We start from the raw sequence: 23,396 nt of genomic DNA, 5'->3' as shown, positions 1-23,396 counted from the left end.
TTCAGTCAGCTTTGCTTTAATACGCCAGCGCGGTCTTGCTGAGGCATTAACCACCCCTTTTCACTTTGAGCAAGAGGGATTTGTACAACTGTTACCACTAAACACCTAAAATTTATTGCACCAGAAAGGAGAGCAAAGGTGCAAGCTTATCTATTAGCGATCGCTTATGCTGTGTTTTAAAGCGATCGCATTTTCCACAATACCAATTACTTAGAGATATCTTAGGGTTGCTGAACCACACATTGCGTTAATTCTTTAGCATTGTTAACAAACTTAGTATCAAAGGTGTAGATTGCGGAACAGTTTTGGCTTTGTGCTAAATGAAGTGCATCAGCAAAATCCAACCCATTTTCATGCCATTGCAGAACTTGTGCCATTAAATTTCCGTTCGTAAGCTGGACATTAGGTAAACCGAATAGATTTTTAAATGCTTCGCAAATTTTATCGGGTTTGAAATGGTATGCAAAACGTAGAACCCACTCGGTTTCGAGGATTACTGTATCTGGAATAAATATGTCTTGTTCCTGAAATAACTTGAGGCTTTTATTGTGTTGCTGTTCATCATCTTGAGTTAAGAGACGTACAACAATGTTTGTATCAACTGCAATCATGCCACTGTTCCATTACTCCCTGGCGAATCGCATTTTCTATGTCATGTAAGCTTTTCGGCTTTCCTTGATGTTTCAAGCAACCTGCAACCTGCGCTAATGTAGTCTCTGGAAAATGCTTTTTGGGTTTTAGCAGAATACCATCACCAACATCAATAGCAATAAGTTCTTGACCTGCTTCCCAGTTACGAGCAGCACGTAAGGCTTTGGGAATAATAACTTGTCCTTTACTCGATAACTTAGTTACTTCCATTAGATTCTGCGTCTAAAAAGTAAGACATATGTAAGAATTTTAGCACTAGCGTCTTGAAAGTGCTTGCAGCGATCGCCAAACTGAAAACCTTGCCAACGGATAGCAATACGCGATAGGAGAGAAGAAAATATGAATCAGGAACCTAAAGCAATTAATGACGAGATAAGACCTGAATACGATTTTTCAGGCGGAGTTCGTGGCAAATATTATGAAGCCTATACGCAATCTAGTAACGTTGTAGTTCTCGATCCAGATGTAGCAGAAATCTTTCGAGACTCCGCATCCGTTAATGAAGCATTGCGATTGCTTGCCAAGATTGCGAAGTCTGTATCAGTTTAATATTGGCTTGAAGCCGACACTCAAGAGGTTATCTGCGGCGGCTGGTCTTTAATGTGCAAAAATTAGACAGCGATCGCTAGCTATACAGGAGATACCAATGGAAGGTAAGTGTCTTTGCGGTGCAATAACTGTAAGAACGCCAGACAAAAAGAGCATAGATGCCTGTCATTGCGGGATGTGTCGGCGGTGGGGAGGTGGACCAGCATTAGGTGTTTCTTGCGGCTCAAATGTGCAGGTAGATGGCGATGATAAACTCAAAGTGTATCAGTCCTCCGATTGGGCGCAAAGAGCTTTCTGCGGTGAATGCGGTACGCACATTTACTACAAGTTATTGCCTACTAACGAATATTTTGTCCCAGTAGGTCTTTTTCAAGATGGAATTGAGTTTGAGTTTACCGAGCAAATCTTCATAGACAGAAAACCTAGTTACTATGAATTTGCCAATCAAACCTCAAATCTGACAGAAGCAGAAATATTTGCCAAATTTGCATCGATTGAGAATACTTGAAGCGGCTAACACATCGCTGCACGCGATCGCATCTCATCAAGATTTAATCTCTTGAATGACCCGCCCGTAGCTAGTAAACGATACTCCTTGTTGAAAGCTCGTGCTAATCATTACTGCCTCTGTAATTGGTTCGGTGACATTTTGTCTGTCTGTAACCCACTCAACAATAAAACTCGCTCCTGAACCTCCACTTGAGTCTTGTTGAGGAATGAAAAATTCTGTAGTTGCTAGTGCTGCAAGTTGCAAGTTTTTATTGGCGTACTCTTTGACTAATTTTCCGCCAGAACTGTAGTAGCGTACAGATCGAACTGTAATAGGTTCAGTCAAACTGGTGTTGCGAATGCTTAGAGTTACGGCTAAAGGAAATTGCTCTTGTTTGTTGCCATGATAGATGTGAGAGTAAACAGGTACAAATATTACTTGTCCTCTACTGATGGTAATTGGTTCGGGTGCTACAGATACACCGCGATCGCCTTGAGCAATCCGCGTCAAAGGTTGAACTTCTGAAGTTGTGGCTGGAGAGGGATTATTGCTGCTGGTATTGTTGCAACCAGATAGGAGCATAATACATATTACGCTAGCGATCGCCAAACACCGCATTACTACTTTAGTTCTGCTTAAAACCAATCACCTACTTCCCACTCTCCACAACTACTGTAGCAGTTTGGCGATCGCTCCATATAATCAACTCTCAATTTCCTCAACTAATAACCACTTACCTGAGCAATTAAGAGTTCCCCTAAAGGTGAGATGCTGGTTATTGATGCATTTTTGTAACTGCTCGTCTATGTGCGATCGCAATGTCACCAATTGCCAAGAATCATCTAAGGTAAGCGTGTAATCTTGTTCTCCAAGGTGGTGAAAAGTGCCTTGGAAGAGGCGAGAAGTAGGATTTGATAGTGAGGAAACCTTTTGAGGATTAGGGCAATTACCGCTTGCTGGATAAGCTTCTGGATATTCTAGATAATATTGCTGCCAGTACAACCAATCAGGATTATTAGGAGACAAGTTAAACAATGGAACAATCGCAGCAGGAGTTTTACTTTGTAACAAAGCTTTTTGTAGCTTGCTTATAGATAATTCTCGCGGTTGACATCCCAATTCTATACATAGTGCTGCTGCCATACCTGCAGCTTGCCCTATATTCATAACTATAGGTTGCAGCCTAGTTGCACCATTGGCAATGTGAGAACCAGAGATATTTTTCTCGCATACCAATAAACCATCAGTCTCTACCGGAACTAAGCAACTATAAGGAATAGTAAAGGGCGTACCCGTCCAACGTCCGCCCCAACGGATAGATTTAGGTTGAAGGGGAAAATCTACGCCTGGGTAATGGTGATCGTTAGCATAATTTCCTATTGCTACTGTTTCTGGCTGCAACGGGGCAACTTTTCCCCCAGGTACGGGCAAAATATCTTGTTCTCGCACAGTAGTTAAACCTACTAAGCGACGGCTTTCGCGGTAGTAAGGATGCAAAGCATATGCACCACCACCAAGACAATCTTTTCTATATGGAAAGATATTAGTTGCTAATCCATACTTGCGATCGCAATTAGTTTGAATATAACGAGCAAAACCTTGGCTATGCCACAAGCTTTCTTGCAAAAACTCTCGTTTGGTACTATCAGAGGAAATTAAACGTTCTACACCCTCAGCATAATCATTACCACGCTGGGGCCAATTAATCATAAATATATTTTCTGGCAAACGCCCGTAGTTCAGAAATTCTTTTTGCCCATAGCCTTCCCAAGCACCAGTAAATTTTGCTGGGTTATAGTTAGGTGGTGCAGGAATTTCTAGGGCATCTTCGCCAAAATCCTGCATAATTACTACCCAGGTAGGCGCTTGCACTGGATATTTATTTGTTAGTTCGTTAGCAGCGATAGGTGCGCTAGGTTCTCCCCATTGGGCTTGTAATTCCCAACCCCAACGATAAGGAATTTCCGCTAAAGCTAGTAAATCGCCTAATTCTGTGCCATCTAAGGTAATTTTGGCTGTAACTGTAAAATCGGCAAATCTTACCCCAGTAATTCTATTACTCTTTTTAATAACTTCTAAGGGTACTTTATTGGCAATCCAATCTAGGTTTGGTAATTCTTGCACCCAATTAGCAAATATTTCTGCACCTACACGCGGATCGTAGCTAAAAAAACTTACCCAACTATTATCTAATCCGCCTGCTTGTCTGCGTTGTAATTCTTGTATGTATGTACCCCATAAGCCAGTTTGAAATGCTTGTAGTTCGTTACCATCGGGTGCAGCTACGCCTGCTGAGGTTAACATTCCCCCTAGCCAGGGAAATTCGCTAACAAGAATAGTTTTAGCACCCGCCCTTGCTGCACAGATAGCTGCGGCTGTACCGCCTGTACCGCCGCCTACTACTAAAATATCGCAGTTGATTATTTCATTCATTAACTAAATTCGCGATCGCATCCTCACTTGTCGGTAACGCCTCTGTCAATACTTCGCTACCATTTTCCGTTACTAACACATCATCCTCAATCCGAATCCCGCGTACGTCAGCAAATTTAGCCAATTGTTCCCATTTAACGACATCTTGGTATTTAGCGCGAGTATCTGGATTGTTTAAAACTGCTGGTACTTGGTAGAAACCAGGTTCAATTGTAACTAGCATTTTTGCCCGTAAAGGGCGATTTAACCGCAAATAGCATAACCCAAAGCGATCGCTTCTTGTTCTCCCTTCTTCATATCCTGCTATATCTCCCAAATCTTCCATATCGTGAACATCTAAGCCTAATAAATGTCCGACTCCATGAGGGAAAAACAGTGCGTGAGCGTCCATTGCTACTAAATCTTCAGGTATTCCCCGCAAAATACCCAAATCTACCAATCCCTGAGCAATTATCGTAGCTGCAAGTAAATGTATATCTTGATATTCGACACTAGGACAAATTTTAGCAATACAAGCATCATGCGCTGCTAACACTACATCGTAGATATCTTGCTGCGTTGAGGAAAATTTACCAGAAACAGCCCAAGTACGGGTAACATCCGCCGCCCAACCTGTGCTAGTCTCAGCGCCAACATCTGCTAATAATAAGTCGCCTGGCTGCAATAAGTTGTCATAGTGGTTATTGTGGAGAACTTCGCCGCGTACGGTGACAATGCTAGAGTAAGCGCAACTCATGTTATTAGCTATTATTACTTGCTCCATCGCCGCGCGGACTTCTGCCTCAGATTTAGCATTTTTAGTTGCTGTCATACCTGCTTTATGTGCTTTGACAGTAACAGCGGCAGCTTTTTTTAATTCTTCTATAGCCGCGTCGTCATGAGTTAGTCGCAATTGTGCGATCGCTTTTGCTAACTTAAAGTCAATTCCTTCTAAACTAGCTTTACGCTGCAATAACTTAGACTGCCATTCCCTAGTAACAATATTTTGGACGGGAATTGTTGCCGATTTATATACATTGAACTTCAATCCTGTCAAGGGGTAAGCAACATCTGCGCCGATAATTTCTGCAACTTCTTCACGTTTTGCTGTTTCTCCATGCCACAGCGTACTACTATCGGGCGCATCGTCCATAAATAGTTGTAGTTTGCCATCTTCTAAACGAATCGCTGCATTTTCTAAAGGTAGCCCAGCAAAATAGAGAAAATGGCTGCTAGCGCGAAAAGGGAACGTATTAGCGGCAAAATTGCGCGAAATAGTCGCTCCCGACCATAAAACTACCGGAAAATTAACTAATTTAGCAAGCTTTTGTCGGCGATCGCGTAATGTACCAACTAAGGAAGTAGCACTAGAAGCAAAGTGCATAAATATTTGGTGTGATTATTGTTTTTATCAATAAATTCAAATCTAGGATTTTAGCTTTGCCAATTGGAGAGGAAACAGTTAAAAAATTGAATTTTAGCCCTAGATTAATTAATCTTTTAAACTGATTTGAGAGGAGATAAACTCTTTACCCTAACAGCTTGCTTGTCTATTGCAACATCACCGTATTTGAGATTACAATTTTACAGATATATCAATCTAAGATTTAATTATTAAAAATACAAATTCATAAATTTTCCTCAACAGCGAGATTGAGCAGAAATTATCAACATGAATATGATTAACTTTGCTGTATATTTGGCAGTAGGTCCCAGTCAACAAGAAATTGAGCGTACTGCCGACCTGTTAGATAGCTTATGGACTTATGAACCATATACTCCCTGGTTGGTTTTTATTGACGATAGCACGCAAGATCGTCAATTGACCAAATATTTTCGTTTCCCAGATACTTGTAAAGCTGTAAGTATCATCAATCCACGTCAGGGAAAAGGCATTGGGCATACAGGCGGATTAAATACTGCTACCTTGTCAGCCTTGCAGTGGATTAACAAACATACGGATACAAGTTTTACCTTAAAGTTGGACACAGATGCATTAGTCATTGCTCCATTTGCAGAAAAAATTAATCGTGCTTTTGCTGCGATGCCAAATGTTGGTATTCTCGGTTCGTATAAGCAAACTTGCAACGGCGATCTTAGAGATTTTTCAGATTGGGCAAAGTATTTTAGGCACTTGTCCTCGCCCATGAGCATCTTTAGAGTTGGCAGAAAAATTTATTTTCACTTGGGCTTTTGGGGAAAATCGGCGATAATTCGCAGACATATCAACTCAGCATTGAAAAATGGCTATGAACCAGGCGAACACTGCCAAGGAGGTGCATATGCAGTTTCTAGCAAACTGATCTCTCACATGGCTACCAATGGCTACTTAGAAGATCCTCTGCTTTGGTTATATACACCTGTTGGCGAAGATTCAATGATGGGAATGTACGTTAAAGCTACAAATATGCAACTTTATGGGTTAGTTGAGCAAAATCAACCTTTTGCAGTTAAATATGCTGGACTAGCAGATACGCCTGAAAATCTCTTATCTAGAGGATATAGTTTAATTCATAGTATAAAGAATGACAAAAAGTTGAGCGAGCAAGAGATTAGAGATTTCTATCGCAAACATCGTTCTCATGCAAGCAAAAAGTAGTAATTTGTTCTTATTTCGCGTCGAGAGTTAATATGGTACATCGTTGATGCGCTCAAAGGCACGAAAGCCAAAACTGTTGTCCCTCATGCCCCTATCTAAGTTTTAGCCAACACGCCATTTAGGAAAATATCAGCTAATCCTTCTGCCATTTCTTGCATCGCTTGAGGGGATGCATCGGGTTCCATCAATGTATTATGGCTAAAGCCTGCTACAGCAAACATCCCTAAAAATACTTGCGCGACAATTTTTGGATTCGTTTTACGGTAGATACCTCGATCCATTGCAGTTTGAAAGAAAGCTTCCGCTACATCAGTCATTTTGCCAATTACTTCTGACTGAATGCGATCGCGTAAATCAGGGTGAAATTGAGCTTCCATAAAGCAAACTCGCATTAAATCGGCGTTTTTACGGAAATTCCACATTCTTCGCTTCATTACTTGTGCTACAGCCTTATAGCTACCCATTTCGCTTAATTCTGTCAGCAAGTCTGTCAAAATTTCTACCCAGCCTTGAGTTGCTACTTCAATTAAAATTGCTTTTTTGTTGGCGAAATGACGAAAAAGCGTGCCTTCAGCTACACCCGCAGCTTGTGCCAAATCGCGGGTAGTAGTGCCATCAAATCCTTGAGAAGCAAACAATTTTTGCGCTGCTTTCAAGATGCGAGTGCGGGAAGAATCTTCTGATTGAGAAGGACGGTGAAAAACTTGCATATATAATTTATGTTTGGATGACCGCAGTACCGCTTGTAGGCTTATTGTCTAATACTGAGCTATAACAACTTGAAAGTTTAATACATTATTAACGGATTTACTTTGACTTCCTCCTATTATGAGCCAGCCGATTAATCGTTTGCGATCGCTTTTACCTATTCCTCATACATGGTATCGGTTTTTAATTACTTTGCTGGTAGTCATGCTGTTTGGCTGGGAATTGTTCCCCACAGCGGCTTTCGCCCGTACCCAAGCACCTGCTACTGATAAATCAATTGCACCATATTTAGATAGCGTGAGCGATCGCTTAACTGAGTTCCGTCTAGATAATGGCATGAAATTTATTATTTTGGAACGCCATCAAGCGCCTGTTGTCTCTTTTCTCACTTATGCCGATGTGGGTGGGGCAAATGAACCTGATGGCAAAACAGGTGTAGCTCACTTTTTGGAGCATTTGGCGTTTAAGGGAACTAAGCGTATTGGTACGGTAAACTACGCTGCGGAAAAGCCACTGCTAGATCGCCTAGATACTTTAGCAGAGCAAATTCAAGCCGCTAAAACCGCTAAAAAGCCAGTAGAACTAATTAAATTACAAGCAGAGTTCGACAAAGTTCAAGCTGAAGCCCTCAAATTAGTCAAGCAAAATGAGCTAGGGCAAATTGTCCAACAGTCAGGCGGTGTAGGCTTAAATGCTACTACGTCTGTAGAAGCCACACGCTATTTTTATAGCTTCCCAGCCAATAAGTTAGAACTGTGGATGTCGCTGGAATCAGAGCGATTTTTGGAGCCAGTGTTTCGGGAGTTTTATAAGGAAAAAGACGTAATTTTAGAAGAACGGCGGTTGCGGGTTGATAATTCGCCCATAGGTACGACGATTGAGGCTTTACTAGATAAGGCTTACAACGTCCATCCTTATAAGCGCCCGACAATTGGCTACGAACAAGACATCCGCAATCTGACGCGGGAAGATGTACAGCAGTTTTTTGATACTTATTACGTTCCGCGCAATCTAACGATCGCTATTGTCGGCGATGTTAACCCCAAGCAGGTAAAGGAATTAGCTCAAACTTATTTTGGACGCTTTCAAGCAAAACCTGCACCGCCTAAGTTAAAAGCTGTAGAACCCACTCAAAAGGAAACTAGAGAAGTTGAAGTGCGCTTTCCTTCTCAACCTTGGTATTTGGAAGCGTATCATCGCCCTGCGATTATGCATCCAGACCATGTTGTTTATGAAATTATTGGTAGTCTGCTCAGTAATGGGCGTACTTCAAGGCTGTATAAGTCTTTGGTAGAACAACAGCGTATTGCTTTAGCTGCTCAAGGTTTTAGCGGTTTTCCTGGCGATAAGTATCCCAATTTGATGCTTTTTTATGCTTTGACTGCTCCTAATCGAACTGTTGATGAGGTAGCGGCGGGGTTGAGAAAGGAGATTGAGAGGCTGAAAACTGAGCCTGTTTCGGCTGTGGAGTTGGATCGGGTGAAGACTCAGGCGCGGGCGGGTGTTTTGCGATCGCTTGATTCTAACGCGGGGATGGCTCAGTTGTTGTTGGAATATGAAGTAAAAACTGGCTCTTGGCGCAATTTGTTTGAGCAGTTGGAGGCGCTTAGGGCGGTGACGGCGGCTGATGTGCAACGGGTGGCTCAGGCTACTTTTGTGCCGGAAAATCGGACTGTTGGGCGTTTGTTGCCTAAAGAGAGTTAGAAGAGTTAACGAACCGCAGAGGAAGAAATGAGAGTGAAGAGATTTAGGTGGGTAGTTGTTGTTGTGGCGATGTTGGTAGCTTTGTGGGTGGGTTTGCCTGCTATGGCTGCTACGGCGAAGCATTATACGCAGTTGGAGTTTGCGCCTTTGCCAGAGGTGAAACTGCCTAAGTACGAGCGGTTTGTGATGAAGAATGGTTTGGTGGTTTATTTGCTGGAGGATCGGGAGTTGCCTTTGGTGGGTGGTACGGCGCTGGTGCGTACTGGCGATCGCTTGGAACCTGCTGATAAGATTGGTTTGGCTGGGTTGACTGGTACGGTGATGCGTAGTGGTGGTACTACTAAGCATCCCTCGCAAAAGTTGAATCAGTTGTTAGAACAACGGGCGGCTACTGTGGAGACGGGGATTAATACTACTTCTGGTAGTGCTAGTTTTAATGCCCTGAGTGAAGATTTGTCTGCTGTGTTTGAGTTGTTTAGTGAGGTGCTGCGATCGCCTCGTTTCGATCCCCAACAGCTAGAACTAGCTAAAACTCAAATAAGGGGCGGTATTGCCCGTCGGAATGACGATCCTGAAAGTGTTGCCGAACGGGAGTTTCAAAAGCTGATTTATGGCGGTGATAGTCCTTATGCTCGTACTGTGGAGTATGCGACTTTAGATAATATCTCCCGCGATGATGTTGTTGGTTTTTATCAGCAGTATTTTTACCCCAATAATATAATTTTGGGGATTGTGGGCGATTTTGAAGCGAAGGAGATGCGATCGCTAATTGAAAAACATTTGGGCGATTGGCAACCAAATCCCAATCTTGCTAAACCTTCTTTACCTGCTGTGTCTCAGGCGAAACAAGGTGGAGTTTTTGTCGCAAGTCTTCCCCAACTTACTCAAAGCTATGTGCAAATTGGTCATCTGGGGGGCAAGTTTGATAGTCCTGATTATGCGGCGCTAGATGTATTGAGTGGCGTATTAAATGGTTTTGGCGGGCGGTTGTTTAATTCTGTGCGATCGCGTCAAGGTCTTGCTTATACTGTCTACGGGCTTTGGAGTGCTAAGTACGATTATCCTGGTATTTTCCTGGCTGGCGGACAAACTCGCTCTGATGCTACTGTGCCTTTTATTCAGGCTGTGCGAACTGAAATTGAACGTCTCCAAGCTGAACCTGTAACGCTTGCTGAACTTAGTTTTGCGAAAGATTCAGTACTAAATTCGTTTGTATTTAATTTTGCCGATCCCACTCAAACTTTGTCGAGGCTAATGCGTTACGAATACTACGGATATCCAGCAGATTTTATTTTTCGCTACCAACGTGGTGTCGAAGCAACTACCGCCGCTGACGTGCAACGGGTAGCTAAAACTTATCTCAAACCAGAACAGCTTGTAACTATGGTTGTAGGGAATGCAGGTGCGATTAATCCACCCTTAACTGCACTTTCCACGCAAGTAACGCCTGTAGATATTGCTATTCCTACTCCTGTAGGGATGAAATAATTCGTAATTACAAAAGGGACAAGGGGGACTACAGGGGGTGCATGGAACCTAAATACTTAGTTAAATAAGGAGAAAATACCTCGTAAATTAACGTTAAGGGCTGCCCGTGATGCCAAAATAGGTAATGTCGCCCCCAGAATGGTCCTTTTTGCCCAAAAGCTACTTCTAAGGTTGCACTGTTGCCGTAATAGATTCCCTGCACGTCTCTATACAACTCGGTACGCAAGCGAGTCAAACTAGCCCAAATTGGTAAGGAACGATTCTGTAAATACTCATCTACGTGACTTGCCTCCCACCACGAAGTAGCATAAGCTAATCTCTGACCAGAAGGAGTACGCAGCCATACTTGCCGCCTCAATCTTGGTCCTGGTACGGCTTGAATTAAGTCGGGCGCACTGTCTAAGTCCATGCCAATATTTGACATATCAATTACATCTACTTCTGTAAGTTCTCCTGTCAGTAATTGCAAGTGTCGTGTGGGCGAACCATCTCCTAGTAGTAATAGCTGCCAAGCAGGTGCTAGCTGAGTGTGTGGTAAGCCTTGTTGCACGATCGCTTCATCTCCCTGCCAAAGTGATTCTAGGCAGTGCCAAGTTGTTGGCAACGCTCGGCTATTTGCAGTGCTAGTTACAGTCAATTTATTTACAAAACTTAATTACCTATCTTAAATCATAACAATTCTGGGGAAATTTACTTACCTATTAAGCCAAAGTCCTGAATATATACTTACTCAGGACTTAAATAGTTATATAGGTATAACAGTGCGGAAGGCGAGACTCGAACTCGCAAGGGCAGTGCCCACACGCACCTCAAGCGTGCGCGTATACCAATTCCGCCACATCCGCATATTTTGTATAAATACTGTAGCACCTTTTTTCAATAGTTTTGAGTTTTGAGTTAGTAGGATTATTGAGTTGTAGGTTGTAAACTACTAATTTTCCTTCCTCTGCTATTTATATTCCAAACACTCGATTTACTAACGTAGTTATGTTATCCCGATCCACTAGGGCGATCGCACCTACCAAAACCCCAGCCTCTAAGACAAAAGATCTTCCACTCAAAACTTAAACCTAAAAACTCAAAACTACTCTAAGATACTTGTTACAGTTAGTTTTTGCAGGATGTCAATCTAACTGATCCGAATCAAAGCTAGAAGATGCAGTTCGATAAAATATTGATTGCCAATCGTGGAGAAATTGCTTTACGCATTCTTCGCGCCTGTGAAGAAATGGGCATTGCTACCGTTGCAGTGCATTCTACAGTTGACCGCGACGCTTTACACGTTCAACTTGCTGATGAGGCTGTTTGCATCGGCGAAGCTCCCAGTAGCAAAAGTTATCTCAATATTCCAGGGATCATTGCTGCGGCTTTAACTCGCAATGCTACTGCGATTCATCCTGGCTATGGTTTTTTGGCAGAAAATGCTAGATTTGCAGAAATTTGTGCCGATCACAAAATAGCTTTCATCGGACCAACGCCTGAATCTATCCGCGCTATGGGCGATAAGTCTACCGCCAAAGAGACGATGATTGCTGCTGGCGTACCTACTGTTCCTGGTAGCGACGGCTTGTTGCAAGACGAACAAGAAGCTCAAGAACTTGCCGATGAAATTGGCTATCCTGTAATGATTAAAGCTACTGCTGGCGGTGGCGGACGTGGAATGCGGTTGGTACGAGATGGGAACGACCTTGTAAAGCTATTTTTGGCTGCTAGAGGCGAAGCGGAAGCTGCTTTTGGCAATCCTGGGCTATATATAGAAAAATTTATCGAACGTCCCCGCCATATAGAGTTTCAAATTATTGCCGATAGTCATGGCAATGTTATCCACTTAGGAGAGCGCGATTGTTCGATTCAGCGCCGCCACCAAAAGTTGCTAGAAGAAGCCCCCAGCCCTGCATTAAGCGCGGAGCTACGGGCAAAAATGGGTGAAGCGGCGATTTTAGCTGCCAAGTCAATTAACTACACTGGAGCAGGTACAGTAGAATTTCTGCTATCTCAAAATGGCGAGTTTTATTTTATGGAAATGAATACTCGCATTCAAGTCGAACATCCAGTAACGGAAATGATTACAGGGTTCGATTTAGTCGCCGAACAAATTAGAGTCGCTCAAGGCGAAAAACTGCAATTAACCCAAGATCGAGTAAATTTGCGGGGTCACGCAATCGAATGTCGGATTAATGCCGAAGATCCCGATCGCGATTTTCGTCCCGCACCAGGGCGAATTAGCGGCTATTTGCCTCCTGGAGGTCCTGGAGTGCGGATAGATTCTCATATCTATACCGATTACCAAATCCCGCCTTATTATGATTCTCTCATTGGTAAGTTAATTGTCTGGGGAAGCGATCGCCCTAGTGCCATTAAGCGGATGAAGCGGGCGTTACGTGAGTTTGCCCTTACTGGCGTACCAACTACAATCGGCTTCCACCAAAAGATTTTGGAAACGCCAGAATTTCTGCGTGGTGAAGTTTACACCGATTTTGTGGAAAAAGTTATGCTACCTCCCAAACAGTGACCCTACTGCAAGTGAGCCGCCATTTTCTTAATTACGAATTACGAATTACGAATTACAAATGAGCCGCCATTCTTAATAATCCTTGCTGACCTAATAACAGTTCTCTAATCAAGCTGAAAATACCGACCCAGATAACCGGAGTAATGTCAACACCGCCGATGGGTGGTACTAACTTGCGTAATGGCACTAAAAAGGGTTCAGTTGGCCAAGCTGCCAAGTTAAATGGCAGGCGATTGAGGTCTACTTGCGGATACCAGGTAAGAACAATGCGGAAAATAAATAACAGAGTCATCAAACCCAAAAATAAGCCTAAAACCCAGTCAGTTATAGTAAGAGCGCTCATAATTTGTAACTAATTTAGGTAACAAGAAGAGATCGTGCTTGCCTTCTGCGGCAGGACTGCAATCTCAGCAATCTTAAAATTTGTCAATAAACATACATATTATTTTAACTTACTCTGTGTAGTGCGTAACGTGCTGGGACAAGCGCAAGTAGCAATGAATCTTTGTCACGCCTTTATAAATGTAGTGGGATTGGACTAGCAAAAATGAGAAACGACTTTGCAAGCGTGTAACAGAGCATTAAAATTAAAGTGCAGAGTGTAAACAAAGGTTGCCAGTCAATGACTCCTTCTTTAATGAACTTCTTTTATAGCTTGCTTGCAGGTACGCTAATCGTTGTTATTCCCGCAACAGTTGGTCTGATTTTTATTAGCCAAAAAGATAAAATTCAACGTTCTTAAGACTGTTGGTATCAGGGGGCAACACCTGTTTGCCCCGACTATAATATGCTTAAATAGCGATCGCGCTACGTATGTCCTCGGCAAGCCATAAACTATTTGGGCTAATAAACCGAGGCTTTTTACTTGATAAAGTGCTAAATATAAAAAACGTATTTGGTATCCACAGCACTTTGTTAGGGTAAAAATTTCCAGACATTGACCGCAGACGTATAGTTAGACTAGAGATTTTCATAGCGAATAGTTAACATAGATTTGATATTGGGTAAACGGTAATGATAAATTTTGGGCTGAACTCAGCGAGTATTCTCGCCCAGGTAAATTTTGGGGGTGGAACGCATACCCTACTAGGTATTTTGTTAGCTGTGGCTGGGGCGGCGTTGTACTTTTTGCGATCGGTGCGTCCCGAACTATCGCGCGATCATGACATCTTTTTTGCAGCTATAGGTTTAGTCTGCGGCATTATTCTCATCTCTCAAGGCTGGCGGTTAGACCCAATTTTGCAATTTGGGCAAGTGCTATTGGTTGGTTCTACAGTATTTTTTGCGGTGGAAAGTGTCAGATTGCGGGGTATAGCAACAGAACAAGCCAAGCGCAATACACGGATTGTCGATGAAGATCGCCCAGTCAGCAATTACTACGAACAAGTAGCAGAGTTAGACGAACTAGAATTTGATTACGATCGCCCAGTTCGCCCCCGCATTCCAGGTAGCCGCGATTCGCGCCCCAACAGCCTCGATAACTACGAAGATGAAAATCCTCGCCCTCGCCGTCGCAGCGATAGCTACGATGACGAACAACCTCGGCGTTCTAGTAATCGTACTAATACAGATAGGCTAGGACAAGCAGACAAACCGCGCAAGCGTCGCTCGCCCCAGACAAAGGTAGAGACTCGCTACCAAGATGAATGGGATTCACCCAAAAATCCTGAAGATGAATGGAATACATCTTCGCCAAGAAGATCGTCTCGTAGCAACAATACTCCACCAAGTTCGCAAAGCGATACAGATGTCACGCCCAGACCCCGCAAGCGCCGTTCTGCTCAAGAACAACCAAATCGGAGATCTTCGCGTCAACGAGATGATGATGCTATCCCTACAGATTATGTAGATTACAAACCTGTAGATCCCTCTAACGATCCCGAACCAGACAACTCCACAAATTTTGATGAGTATTAAGCAATATTGACGGGAGCGATCGCTGCTAAAGTAGCGATGGGAAGCAGACAAAACTGTGAAAAATTTTTCATCTCTATTTTTACTCCAACGTTGTCTGCGTTGGAGTTTTAGTTTGGGTTTAATTGGTTTGGCTGTTGCTTGCAGTCCAAGCGATCCTTTTAGCGGTCCATCATCTCTTAATAGTCGCTACACTGACGAACAACCAGCCCTGAGCGGTAACGGTCGGTATTTAGCTTTCGTCTCCAATCGGGGCGGCGATCGCAATATTTTGTTATATGACCTGCAGTTGCAGCAATTAATTTCCTTACCTCGGTTAAATCGCCGCGATGCAATTACAGAAAATCCGAGTATTAGCTACACGGGACGTTATATCGTTTACCTAACTAGCGAACAAGGTAGACTAATGTTGGTATTGTACGATCGCGTGACGCGGCAGCCGCAAATTCTCAACCAGTGGTATCAAGGTTGGGTACGCAACCCTAGCATTAGCCCTGACGGTCGGTTTGTCGTTTTTGAAAGCAGCAGTCGCGGTCAGTGGGATATTGAAGTATTAGACCGAGGACCTAATGTTGAATTGGATTTACCTGATTCTCCCGTACCAGGATCGTCATCGACGGTATCTCCTTAAATCAGTGACCAGTAACCAGTGACCAGTGACCAGTTTTCAAATGCAGATTTGACTCCATGTAGAATAGCGCCACCTAAAAGGTGGGGGATTCACAGCTCCCAAATGATATACAACAAAAAGTTTCACTGGTAACTATTGAGGAGGATGGGGACAAGGCGGATATGAATGGTTTAAATTTTGGCTTGACGATCGCTTTGGCTAGTTTGTTGACTAGCTGTGCTAACTATCCCAGGCTGTTGAGCTATCCTTTCGATCCAGGTGGAAGAAGTCTTAATAGTGCTGCTAGCGATTTGACTCCGCAAATTGCTGGTAGATATGTAGTATTTACGAGCGATCGCTTTAACCGTCAGAACATATATTTATTTGATACAGCAACGCGCAGTATCGTCGATTTACCTGGACTCAATCAATTTGATGCGATCGCATCCAACCCCGATATTTCTGACAACGGGCGCTACATTGTATTTACAGCTAGCCGTCAAGGACGTACGGGCATTTTTCTTTACGACCGCGAAAACCGTCAATCTAGAAATCTTAGCGCCAATCTGCAAGCCCAAGTTCGCAACCCCACAATTAGCGCCGATGGTAACACCATTGCTTTTGAATCAAGTGCTAACGGTCAATGGGATATTTTAGTCTACAACCGTTCAGGCGATCGCCTAAATATACCCCAAGAACCACGCTAGAGATCCCCCTGTGGTCCCCCTTGTCTACCTCGTCTCTGCTTGTACTGATTCAATTAGCGATCGCACTTCCTCTGTTCCTTCTGATGCTTCAAACGTCAGGGGAAACTTACCTTTAATTAGCATTCTTAAACCCAAGGGTGCGATGCTTAACAAGCCTTTGATATCGCGGAAATAATCGCCTACTACTTGCAAACCAAAAGCACGTTCGTCAATCCAACCCCCTTGTTTGACTAACTCTACCAATACTTGACGATGGCGAATTTGGCGGCTATTCGGTACATCTTCATTAGCTAATATTTCTTGTTTAATTTCTGTAATCCGATCTAAAGGCGCTACTTCCATCGGACATACAGCGTTGCAGTTAAAACAACGAGTACAGCCCCAAACTCCTTGCGTACCCTTGTTATACGCTTCCAAACGGCGATCTTGAGTATCGTCGCGGGAATCTGCCACCATGCGGGAGGCTTTGGCTAGCGCGTGAGGACCAACAAAGCCTAAATTAACTTCTCTACCATTGCAGTCTGAATAACAAGCACCACACATAATGCAATTGCCAGTGCGATCTAGCTTTGCTCTTTCTTCAGGTGTCTGCAAAAATTCTCTTTCAGGAATAATTCTTGCGCCCGTACTAATATATGGTTCTACTGCCTCTAAATGATTCCAGAAGCTACTCATATCTACTACTAAATCTTTAATTACAGGCATATTACCCATTGGGGCAATAGTAATTTCTGGAGTAATACTACTGTTGCAGCAATCTTCGCCATATATTTGCTTTAGTTCGCTGCCAATATTTTCTTTGCAAGCTAAAGCAGCACGACCGTTAATTCTCATTGCACAGCTACCACAAATAGTATTGCGACAATTCTTCCGAAATGCTAACGTGCCATCTTGTTCCCACTTAATCTGGTTTAAGCAGTCCAATATTGTACTACCAGCTTCTACTTCTAACTGATAGCTCTGAACTTGAGGGGAAGAGTTAGGGTTTTGCCTGATAACTTTAAAAATAACTTGCATTTTTAGTCAAGAAGTTTGGTAAGTTTATCTATTTATGACTGTAAATCCTGCTTGCCTATATAATACGCACTATTCTTAAAATAACCGTTTTTTGAGTTTACGCACTCCTTCCAGCCTCAAAGTGCCATTACTTATAACTTGAATACTTTACTGTTAAATCTTATGAGTAACCATTCAGCTATTCGGATAAGGGTGGGGTTTTACAAGCATTTAATAAAAGATAGCGTCAAAGTATATGTTTGCTCTTAGTTGTATTGGTTTTATTGCCAGACCATTCCTGTCACAATAATTAATATCTAATAGCTTGCTAGGTAGAGATATATCTTGAGGCTGATGTTAACCGATCGCATTTATCGCCACTGTGCAAAGATACTTAAACATCCCAAGCTACCTTATCGTTCTTCAAAGTACGGCTAGATAACCCCAAAATAGAAAGCGATCGCTCTTTACATTTATACTTATCGTTGCGGAGAAATTAAGAACAGTAGGTCAAAATTAACGATAAAAGTTATACATTGTTGAAGCGAGACTTTATTGAGGTAAGCTTTTAAAGTGACAAAATTACTTTTATAACTTTATTAGCAGCGAAATAAAATAGAAATAAGTATAATAAATGTTGAAAAGCAGAGATTTGAGGCTATATTTTTTATTAAGTCAATAAAATAGCATGAACCGCTGTTTGCCAGATTGGAAATTGTAAGGATACTTAGAGTGTGATGACTACTGAAACTGCACCACTAACAGGTAAAGCACTACTGCAAAAGGTTAAAGAACTTTCGGACTTACCACGAAGAGAAAGAGCAAAACGTTGTGGATATTACACTGTAACTAAAAATAATCAGACTCGCGTTAATCTTACTGATTTTTACGATGCATTGCTAGCAGCGAGGGGAATTCCTCTTAGTCCTGAAAAGCAAAAAGATGGTCGCGGACGCGAACCAACTAACAGAGTTAGCGTTCACAAAAACTATCAGATTGTTATCGGCGCAACATACACCCAGCAAATGGGTTTAAAGAGCGGAGATCAGTTTGAAATCAAGCTGGGTTACAAGCATATTCACTTAATTCAGATTGACAGTGACAAAGATGATAGCGATGACGATGACGATAATGGTAAGGATAAAGACTAAATCCCGATAAGTCGAAGTGCGATCGATTAGGCAGGGAATTATACTAAAGTCGCGTACCAAAAGTCAAAAATAGTGCAGCGACCGATGGAAGCAAAAGAGAAATATGTTGCAGCTTTCAAGTTTATCTAGCTAAATAGTTAAATCTTGACTGCCTCATACTTGAGCTTTTATCAATCTCTGCTCAAAAAATATGGCATTTTCATGGCTAGTATAGTGTCAAATTTGCCCGTAGCAAAACTTTTTTTGCTATCGTTTGGCAGCGAATTACCTGTAGCAGCGATAAGGGTAATAGGCTTTTTCGCGGCTTGGGTTAGTTTATGGTTGCCGTTGGCGATCGCAAGTACAATTATTTTACAAAAAATAAAGGTACTCGCTGCTAGTTGGCAGCCATTTAACCCGATAACAACAGAGCAAAAACTACCATTACTAGCATCGCTTTATCTGATTGCTCCCCTAGTTTTATGGGGAGCAAATCGTGTAATTGGCTACTCTTTTGCTGATTACGGTGCGATCGTAAATTGGTCAACTTTACAGTTTTTGGGCGTAGGTTTTGGGATCGGTGTAGTTGGTTTAGCTATATTATTTGGCGGGCAAACTGTCTTAGGTTGGGTAAAGTGGCAGCAAATCCCCAAGCAACAAATCATATCAGTTTCCTTACCTATTTTGCCATTAGCAATTTGGATTAGTGGCATAGAAGAATTAATATTTCGCGGCTTTGTTTTTACCCAATTACAGCAAGAATACTCAGTGGTAATATCAGCCGCAATTTGCAGTTTAATTTTTGCTCTACTACATCTAATTTGGGAGCAAACAGAGACTAAACCCCAGCTTGCAGGCTTGTGGTTGATGGGGATGGTATTAGTTTTAGCTAGATATATAAATAGTGGCAGCTTAGGTTTAGCTTGGGGATTGCATAGCGGTTGGGTGTGGGCGATCGCAACTTTAGATACAGCCGGACTTGTAACTTATACTGGCAATGCTCCCGAATGGATAACGGGTAAGTATGGCAAACCTTTAGCTGGCATAGCGGGAATTATATTTTTAGCTGCTACGGGAGCAATTTTGTGGTTGGTAAGGCGCGGCTAGCTGTCAAAATCGTCACGGGATTGAGCGGCGAAAAGCGAGTTAAATTGGCAACGGGTACAGAACGAGACAATTGTACTTGCAATAATTGATAAGTCCAAGTACCTGCCTTATCGAACCACGCTAACGCGGCATTTAAATGTTCCAAAGTAGCCAGCGCCAGAACAATAACGCCACCAGGCGCTAGACATTGGCAAGTTGTTAAAATTTGGTTTAAATTACCACCGCTACCGCCGATAAAAATGCGATCGGGCGCAGGTAAGTCAGCCAAAATATCGGGCGCAGTACCTTGGATTGGCACAACATTTTCTACTTGAAAGCGGCGACAATTTTGAGTAATTAAGGCAAAGCCAGCAGCAGTTTTTTCAATTGCATATACTTGGGAATCAGGGCATAAACGAGCAATTTCTAGAGAAACTGAGCCTGTACCCGCGCCAATATCCCAAATTGCTTGCCCTGGCTGCAAGGCAAGTTCTCCTAGTATCAGCAAGCGGATTTCGCGCTTTGTCATTAAGCCAGGGCGATCGCTAAAACCGAGAAATAAGCGATCGCTTATCCCCAGTTGCGGTATTTTGTCATCCAATGGCTGTAACTCTGCTTGGCGCAGTAAAACAACTACATTTAGGGGGGCAAAAGTGCGATCGAGGATTTCTGTGGCATCACAACATTGTACGCGCTCATCATTGCCGCCCAAATTTTCGCAAACCCAGAATTGGTAACTACTAGGCAAATCTAAAGCTAAAAATAATTTGGCGATCGCTCCTGGTGTATTTACGCCGTCGGTTAGTACGGCAATTTTCTCATTACCTTGTTGCAAAGCTTGAATTAATTCATTGCTAGAACGCCCGTGAATGCTGACTATACGCGCATCTTGCCAAGGCACTTTGATCCGGCTAAAAGCTAGCTGTACGGAACTTAGATGCGGGTGAAAAGTTAGTTGTTCGGGTGGTAATTGGGCAAGTAGTAACCGCCCTAAGCCAAAAAATAGGGGATCGCCTGTGACTAGAACAACAATATAACTTTCATTAATTGAGGAGCGAATTAGATCGCTCGCTTGGGTAAAGTCGCCTAATAGGATTTTCTGGGCGGGATGATTGGGGAAATAGCTTAAATGGCGATTGCTGCCTATTAATATAGTTGCGCGATCGATTATCTGGCGTACTGCATCTGTTAATCCTGCAGCGCCATCTAATCCAATTCCGACAATATGCGCTTGATTCACGAAATTTCTTGCCTCCCGTACAGACGTTGCAGTGCAACGTCTCTACATTTCCGATTTTTTCCTATGCCAAAATTAATGCCTTGGCGATCGCCGCCCGTACAGACATTGCAATGCAACGTCTCTACATTGCCAAAACAATTAATGCATTGACAATTGCCGCTGCAACTGGCGAACCGCCTTTGCGCCCTTCGATACGAATCTGATTGACGGGGGTATTTGCTAATGCTGTTTTTGACTCTAAAACGGAAATAAACCCCACAGGTGCGCCAATTACTAATGCAGGGCTAATAGAAGAGAATTCTAACTGTTTGCACAAGGCTAAAAGCGCCGTAGGAGCATTACCGATCGCATATATTGCTTCTGGATATTGCTGGTAGCATTCAATTAATCCTGTCTCGGTGCGCGTTTTGCCAGGAAGCGGACTTTTTACCCTATCTACAGCGCTTATTATTTGATTATCGAAGGTTTGCGCTACTAAGCTAACTATACCTTGCTTAACCATATTTACGTCAGTAACAATGGGTAGGCGACGGCGCAAAGCATCAATGCCAGAGGCGATCGCTTCTGGGCTAAATTTAACTAAATCTAAAAATTCAAAGTCAGCAGTGCTGTGAATTATCCGGCGAATAATTGCGTACTCGCAAGGGTTGAAGTTATGAGTGCCAATTTCGCTGTCAATTACAGCAAAACTTTGCTCCATAATTGGATGCATAGGAATAGCGCTATTCAAAACTCTAACACCGTCCAATTTTGTTCGCGGTAGTAGCGTGTCATATCGTCAAATTTCCTTAACTCGGCTCGATAAATACTGAGTTCTGGCGTATTTTCTAAGCATTGATAATTTAGTTCGGCAATTGTGGTGCTGAGGCGATCGCGATCTAGTTCTGGGGTGACTTCGCCAAAGTATCCTAATGTAATATGCGCTGTAAAGTGATAGTGCTGTTCCATTCCCAACGCCGTTAATTCGGGGCTTTGATAAATTGCCCGCCGTAGCTGTAAGATGCGATTGTAAGCAATTTCATTTTGCGGTACTAAAGCAACACCTATAGCTCTAGGCATAATTAATAATCCTAGTATTTGCCAGCGAATCGGGTTATTGTCGGTAATTTGAGGAAACTGCTCAAAGATTTTGGCGATCGCGCTGTGCAATTGCAGTTCAAACTTTTCAGTATTTTCTTGGGCGTACTGATAGGCGTTTTCCCAGATTAAATCTGCCAGCGTCAAATGAAAGCTACTAGGCGGGACAGGTACAATTAAATTATCTGTAAACTGTAGTAATTGCTGCTGGCATTTTTCCAGACTTTGATACAAAGCGGTATTTTGCGCGTCTTCCTCGGCTGGTGGAGTCATTACTGTATATCCTGGGAAAGCTACCGCCTTTCTCCTGCCATCGGGCAAAGGTTGAAATTTGGGAGATGCCTGGATATGCTGCAATTGCGATTTATAAGTTTCTGGCAAAGCTGATTTTGCCACCCGATTTAAGTAAGTCTGATAATTGTCATCCAAGATCGATCGCCTCGCATTACTTGCTAGATTTTAAGAAACTTCTGGCTAATTCGAGAAGAGTGAAAGTGCTTTTATTTACTTAATTTTGTATTACTATGCCAATTTACTATTATTGGGGAGATGATGAATTTACAATTGCTAAAGCTGTAGAGCAGTTGCGAAATCGTATCGATCCTAACTGGGCTAGTTTTAACTATACTCAATACCCAGCCGATGCCACTGTTGAAGGCTTGAATCAAGCAATGACTCCGCCTTTTGGTTGTGGCGATCGCTTAGTTTGGTTAGCAGATACTAATTTAGGACAAAACTGTTCTGAAGATTTGTTAGTAGAACTAGAACGTACTTTCCCCGCACTACCAGAAAATTCGGTATTGTTGCTAACTAGCACTAATAAAGCTGATGGCAGGCTAAAGTCTACCAAATTATTGCAAAAATACGCTGATATCCGCGAATTTGCTTTAATTCCACCTTGGGAAACCAGCAAACTTTTCCAGCAAGTGCAAAAAGTAGCTCAGGAAGTAGGAGTAAAGCTGACACAAGCAAGTGTTAATGCGATTTCTGAAGCTGTAGGCAACAATACAAGGCAACTATACAACGAATTAGAAAAGTTGCGGCTTTATGCAGGCGATACCAAAGCAGCCTTAGATATAGATGTTGTCTCGCGGCTGATCGAAGCTAATTCTCAAACTAGCTTAGATTTAGTCAAAGCGATCGCTAGTGGAAATATAGCAAAATCGTTAACTTTAATAGCTCAGTTGCTCAATCGCAACGAACCAGCATTGCGGATTGTCGCTACGTTAATTGGGCAATTTCGCACTTGGTTGTGGGTAAAAATTGCTACAGATACAGGCGAACGCGATAAAAAAGTAATTGCTCAAGCTGCGGAAATTAGCAATCCCAATCGAGTTTATTTTTTGCAGCAAGAAGTCCAAACTCTGAGCGTACAGCAACTAGCCTCTACATTACCTGTATTATTGGCACTAGAACTTAGTCTCAAGCAGGGAGGAGAAGAAAAGGCGGTATTACAGACAAAAATTATCGAACTTTGCCAAATTTTCTCACAAAGGTAAATTTGCTTGCATAACAATGAATCG

General features: G+C 42.6%; 25 protein-coding genes and 1 tRNA gene. 13 read left to right on the top strand and 13 right to left on the bottom strand.

Going from position 1 to position 23,396, the window contains the following annotated elements; all coding sequences use genetic code 11:
* Positions 1-221: 221 nt before the first annotated feature.
* Together UH38_RS02065 and UH38_RS02060 are read right to left on the bottom strand one after the other, a co-directional pair.
* Positions 222-611, bottom strand: coding sequence for a type II toxin-antitoxin system VapC family toxin (locus UH38_RS02065; RefSeq protein WP_045052919.1), 390 nt, complete (start codon positions 609-611; stop codon positions 222-224).
* Positions 598-861 (bottom strand): AbrB/MazE/SpoVT family DNA-binding domain-containing protein, encoded by a 264-nt coding sequence (locus UH38_RS02060; protein WP_045052918.1) that lies wholly within the window; start codon positions 859-861, stop codon positions 598-600. The genes UH38_RS02065 and UH38_RS02060 overlap by 14 nt, the downstream gene beginning before the upstream one ends.
* Before the next feature lie 129 nt (positions 862-990).
* Between UH38_RS02060 and UH38_RS02055 the strand changes: the two genes are divergently transcribed.
* Together UH38_RS02055 and UH38_RS02050 are read left to right on the top strand one after the other, a co-directional pair.
* Positions 991-1,200 carry a hypothetical protein gene (locus UH38_RS02055; protein WP_045052917.1) on the top strand — a complete coding sequence of 70 codons (210 nt, stop codon included), beginning with the start codon at positions 991-993 and terminating at the stop codon, positions 1,198-1,200.
* Between the two features lie 97 nt (positions 1,201-1,297).
* On the top strand, positions 1,298-1,708 hold the full coding sequence (locus UH38_RS02050; protein ID WP_045052916.1) for a GFA family protein: 411 nt from the start codon (positions 1,298-1,300) through the stop codon (positions 1,706-1,708).
* 36 nt (positions 1,709-1,744) lie between these two features.
* Here the strand turns inward: UH38_RS02050 and UH38_RS02045 are convergent, their stop codons facing one another.
* Genes UH38_RS02045 through UH38_RS02035 form a run of 3 tightly spaced genes read right to left on the bottom strand, consistent with a single transcriptional unit; the run spans position 1,745 to position 5,486 of the window.
* Entirely contained in the window at positions 1,745-2,335 is a 591-nt protein-coding gene (locus tag UH38_RS02045) for a DUF3124 domain-containing protein (protein WP_200892238.1), read from the bottom strand.
* Positions 2,336-2,392: 57 nt separating this feature from the next.
* Positions 2,393-4,123, bottom strand: coding sequence for an FAD-dependent oxidoreductase (locus UH38_RS02040; RefSeq protein ID WP_045052914.1), 1,731 nt, complete (start codon positions 4,121-4,123; stop codon positions 2,393-2,395).
* Positions 4,116-5,486 carry an aminopeptidase P family protein gene (locus UH38_RS02035; RefSeq protein WP_045052913.1) on the bottom strand — a complete coding sequence of 457 codons (1,371 nt, stop codon included), beginning with the start codon at positions 5,484-5,486 and terminating at the stop codon, positions 4,116-4,118. The genes UH38_RS02040 and UH38_RS02035 overlap by 8 nt, the downstream gene beginning before the upstream one ends.
* A gap of 288 nt (positions 5,487-5,774) precedes the next feature.
* Between UH38_RS02035 and UH38_RS02030 the strand changes: the two genes are divergently transcribed.
* Positions 5,775-6,701, top strand: coding sequence for a hypothetical protein (locus UH38_RS02030; protein WP_045052912.1), 927 nt, complete (start codon positions 5,775-5,777; stop codon positions 6,699-6,701).
* A 95-nt stretch (positions 6,702-6,796) separates the two neighbouring features.
* Here the strand turns inward: UH38_RS02030 and UH38_RS02025 are convergent, their stop codons facing one another.
* On the bottom strand, positions 6,797-7,411 hold the full coding sequence (locus UH38_RS02025; RefSeq protein ID WP_045052911.1) for a TetR/AcrR family transcriptional regulator: 615 nt from the start codon (positions 7,409-7,411) through the stop codon (positions 6,797-6,799).
* A 118-nt stretch (positions 7,412-7,529) separates the two neighbouring features.
* Here UH38_RS02025 and UH38_RS02020 point away from each other — a divergent pair, with 118 nt between their 5' ends.
* Positions 7,530-9,113, top strand: a complete 1,584-nt coding sequence (locus tag UH38_RS02020) for an insulinase family protein (RefSeq protein ID WP_045052910.1) — start codon at positions 7,530-7,532, stop codon at positions 9,111-9,113.
* Positions 9,114-9,182: 69 nt separating this feature from the next.
* Positions 9,183-10,601, top strand: a complete 1,419-nt coding sequence (locus tag UH38_RS02015) for a M16 family metallopeptidase (protein WP_407640438.1) — start codon at positions 9,183-9,185, stop codon at positions 10,599-10,601.
* Between the two features lie 28 nt (positions 10,602-10,629).
* On the opposite strand, the gene UH38_RS02010 is transcribed toward UH38_RS02015, so the two are convergent.
* Together UH38_RS02010 and UH38_RS02005 are read right to left on the bottom strand one after the other, a co-directional pair.
* Positions 10,630-11,238, bottom strand: coding sequence for a chorismate lyase (locus tag UH38_RS02010; RefSeq protein ID WP_045052908.1), 609 nt, complete (start codon positions 11,236-11,238; stop codon positions 10,630-10,632).
* A 125-nt stretch (positions 11,239-11,363) separates the two neighbouring features.
* Positions 11,364-11,446, bottom strand: a tRNA-Leu gene (locus UH38_RS02005).
* A gap of 311 nt (positions 11,447-11,757) precedes the next feature.
* Between UH38_RS02005 and accC the strand changes: the two genes are divergently transcribed.
* The gene (gene accC / locus UH38_RS02000) at positions 11,758-13,113 is read left to right on the top strand and encodes an acetyl-CoA carboxylase biotin carboxylase subunit (RefSeq protein WP_045052907.1); all 1,356 of its coding nucleotides are present in this window, start codon (positions 11,758-11,760) and stop codon (positions 13,111-13,113) included.
* A gap of 52 nt (positions 13,114-13,165) precedes the next feature.
* Here accC and UH38_RS01995 read toward each other — a convergent pair whose 3' ends face one another.
* A complete protein-coding gene (locus UH38_RS01995; protein ID WP_045052906.1) occupies positions 13,166-13,456 on the bottom strand; it encodes a YggT family protein in 291 nt (96 codons plus the stop codon).
* A 279-nt stretch (positions 13,457-13,735) separates the two neighbouring features.
* On the opposite strand from UH38_RS01995, the gene psbX reads away from it, so the two are divergent.
* The 4 genes from psbX to UH38_RS01975 all read left to right on the top strand — a co-directional run bounded on the left by psbX (position 13,736) and on the right by UH38_RS01975 (position 16,344).
* The gene (gene psbX, locus UH38_RS01990; RefSeq protein WP_045052905.1) at positions 13,736-13,855 is read left to right on the top strand and encodes a photosystem II reaction center X protein; all 120 of its coding nucleotides are present in this window, start codon (positions 13,736-13,738) and stop codon (positions 13,853-13,855) included.
* Between the two features lie 272 nt (positions 13,856-14,127).
* Positions 14,128-15,030: a Ycf66 family protein gene (locus tag UH38_RS01985; protein ID WP_045052904.1), complete on the top strand. Its 903-nt coding sequence runs from the start codon at positions 14,128-14,130 to the stop codon at positions 15,028-15,030.
* A 55-nt stretch (positions 15,031-15,085) separates the two neighbouring features.
* On the top strand, positions 15,086-15,658 hold the full coding sequence (locus UH38_RS01980) for a TolB family protein (RefSeq protein ID WP_045052903.1): 573 nt from the start codon (positions 15,086-15,088) through the stop codon (positions 15,656-15,658).
* A gap of 161 nt (positions 15,659-15,819) precedes the next feature.
* A complete protein-coding gene (locus UH38_RS01975) occupies positions 15,820-16,344 on the top strand; it encodes a TolB family protein (protein ID WP_045052902.1) in 525 nt (174 codons plus the stop codon).
* A gap of 24 nt (positions 16,345-16,368) precedes the next feature.
* Here UH38_RS01975 and UH38_RS01970 read toward each other — a convergent pair whose 3' ends face one another.
* On the bottom strand, positions 16,369-17,361 hold the full coding sequence (locus UH38_RS01970) for a succinate dehydrogenase/fumarate reductase iron-sulfur subunit (protein ID WP_045052901.1): 993 nt from the start codon (positions 17,359-17,361) through the stop codon (positions 16,369-16,371).
* A 713-nt stretch (positions 17,362-18,074) separates the two neighbouring features.
* Here UH38_RS01970 and UH38_RS01965 point away from each other — a divergent pair.
* Both UH38_RS01965 and UH38_RS01960 read left to right on the top strand, forming a co-directional pair.
* A complete protein-coding gene (locus UH38_RS01965; RefSeq protein ID WP_144405601.1) occupies positions 18,075-18,491 on the top strand; it encodes an AbrB family transcriptional regulator in 417 nt (138 codons plus the stop codon).
* A 201-nt stretch (positions 18,492-18,692) separates the two neighbouring features.
* Entirely contained in the window at positions 18,693-19,577 is an 885-nt protein-coding gene (locus UH38_RS01960; protein WP_045053051.1) for a CPBP family intramembrane glutamic endopeptidase, read from the top strand.
* Here the strand turns inward: UH38_RS01960 and UH38_RS01955 are convergent.
* The 3 genes from UH38_RS01955 to UH38_RS01945 form a co-directional block, all read right to left on the bottom strand.
* A complete protein-coding gene (locus UH38_RS01955) occupies positions 19,540-20,796 on the bottom strand; it encodes a bifunctional cobalt-precorrin-7 (C(5))-methyltransferase/cobalt-precorrin-6B (C(15))-methyltransferase (protein ID WP_045052899.1) in 1,257 nt (418 codons plus the stop codon). The two genes, UH38_RS01960 and UH38_RS01955, sit on opposite strands and share 38 nt — an antisense overlap.
* A gap of 121 nt (positions 20,797-20,917) precedes the next feature.
* Positions 20,918-21,508, bottom strand: a complete 591-nt coding sequence (locus UH38_RS01950) for a cobalt-precorrin-8X methylmutase (protein ID WP_045053050.1) — start codon at positions 21,506-21,508, stop codon at positions 20,918-20,920.
* Between the two features lie 14 nt (positions 21,509-21,522).
* Positions 21,523-22,302 carry a DUF1868 domain-containing protein gene (locus UH38_RS01945; RefSeq protein WP_045052898.1) on the bottom strand — a complete coding sequence of 260 codons (780 nt, stop codon included), beginning with the start codon at positions 22,300-22,302 and terminating at the stop codon, positions 21,523-21,525.
* A gap of 95 nt (positions 22,303-22,397) precedes the next feature.
* Between UH38_RS01945 and holA the strand changes: the two genes are divergently transcribed.
* Positions 22,398-23,372, top strand: a complete 975-nt coding sequence (gene holA, locus UH38_RS01940; RefSeq protein WP_045052897.1) for a DNA polymerase III subunit delta — start codon at positions 22,398-22,400, stop codon at positions 23,370-23,372.
* The last annotated feature ends 24 nt before the right edge of the window (positions 23,373-23,396 follow it).

Source organism: Aliterella atlantica CENA595 (assembly GCF_000952155.1).
Classification (GTDB): domain Bacteria; phylum Cyanobacteriota; class Cyanobacteriia; order Cyanobacteriales; family Chroococcidiopsidaceae; genus Aliterella; species Aliterella atlantica.
This window is presented reverse-complemented; position numbering and strand designations above follow the sequence as displayed.

Bases quoted from the DNA above. Each gene is read 5' to 3' on its own strand.
- UH38_RS01995 (WP_045052906.1), bottom strand. From the start codon at position 13,456: ATGAGCGCTCTTACTATAACTGACTGGGTTTTAGGCTTATTTTTGGGT.
- UH38_RS02025 (WP_045052911.1), bottom strand. From the start codon at position 7,411: ATGCAAGTTTTTCACCGTCCTTCTCAATCAGAAGATTCTTCCCGCACT.
- UH38_RS02020 (WP_045052910.1), top strand. From the start codon at position 7,530: ATGAGCCAGCCGATTAATCGTTTGCGATCGCTTTTACCTATTCCTCAT.
- UH38_RS02055 (WP_045052917.1), top strand. From the start codon at position 991: ATGAATCAGGAACCTAAAGCAATTAATGACGAGATAAGACCTGAATAC.
- UH38_RS02035 (WP_045052913.1), bottom strand. From the start codon at position 5,486: ATGCACTTTGCTTCTAGTGCTACTTCCTTAGTTGGTACATTACGCGAT.
- UH38_RS01970 (WP_045052901.1), bottom strand. From the start codon at position 17,361: ATGCAAGTTATTTTTAAAGTTATCAGGCAAAACCCTAACTCTTCCCCT.
- psbX (WP_045052905.1), top strand. From the start codon at position 13,736: ATGACTCCTTCTTTAATGAACTTCTTTTATAGCTTGCTTGCAGGTACG.
- UH38_RS02060 (WP_045052918.1), bottom strand. From the start codon at position 861: ATGGAAGTAACTAAGTTATCGAGTAAAGGACAAGTTATTATTCCCAAA.
- UH38_RS02065 (WP_045052919.1), bottom strand. From the start codon at position 611: ATGATTGCAGTTGATACAAACATTGTTGTACGTCTCTTAACTCAAGAT.
- UH38_RS02030 (WP_045052912.1), top strand. From the start codon at position 5,775: ATGAATATGATTAACTTTGCTGTATATTTGGCAGTAGGTCCCAGTCAA.
- accC (WP_045052907.1), top strand. From the start codon at position 11,758: ATGCAGTTCGATAAAATATTGATTGCCAATCGTGGAGAAATTGCTTTA.
- UH38_RS02015 (WP_407640438.1), top strand. From the start codon at position 9,183: ATGTTGGTAGCTTTGTGGGTGGGTTTGCCTGCTATGGCTGCTACGGCG.
- UH38_RS01975 (WP_045052902.1), top strand. From the start codon at position 15,820: ATGAATGGTTTAAATTTTGGCTTGACGATCGCTTTGGCTAGTTTGTTG.
- holA (WP_045052897.1), top strand. From the start codon at position 22,398: ATGCCAATTTACTATTATTGGGGAGATGATGAATTTACAATTGCTAAA.
- UH38_RS02050 (WP_045052916.1), top strand. From the start codon at position 1,298: ATGGAAGGTAAGTGTCTTTGCGGTGCAATAACTGTAAGAACGCCAGAC.
- UH38_RS01985 (WP_045052904.1), top strand. From the start codon at position 14,128: ATGATAAATTTTGGGCTGAACTCAGCGAGTATTCTCGCCCAGGTAAAT.
- UH38_RS01950 (WP_045053050.1), bottom strand. From the start codon at position 21,508: ATGCATCCAATTATGGAGCAAAGTTTTGCTGTAATTGACAGCGAAATT.
- UH38_RS01960 (WP_045053051.1), top strand. From the start codon at position 18,693: ATGGCTAGTATAGTGTCAAATTTGCCCGTAGCAAAACTTTTTTTGCTA.
- UH38_RS02040 (WP_045052914.1), bottom strand. From the start codon at position 4,123: ATGAATGAAATAATCAACTGCGATATTTTAGTAGTAGGCGGCGGTACA.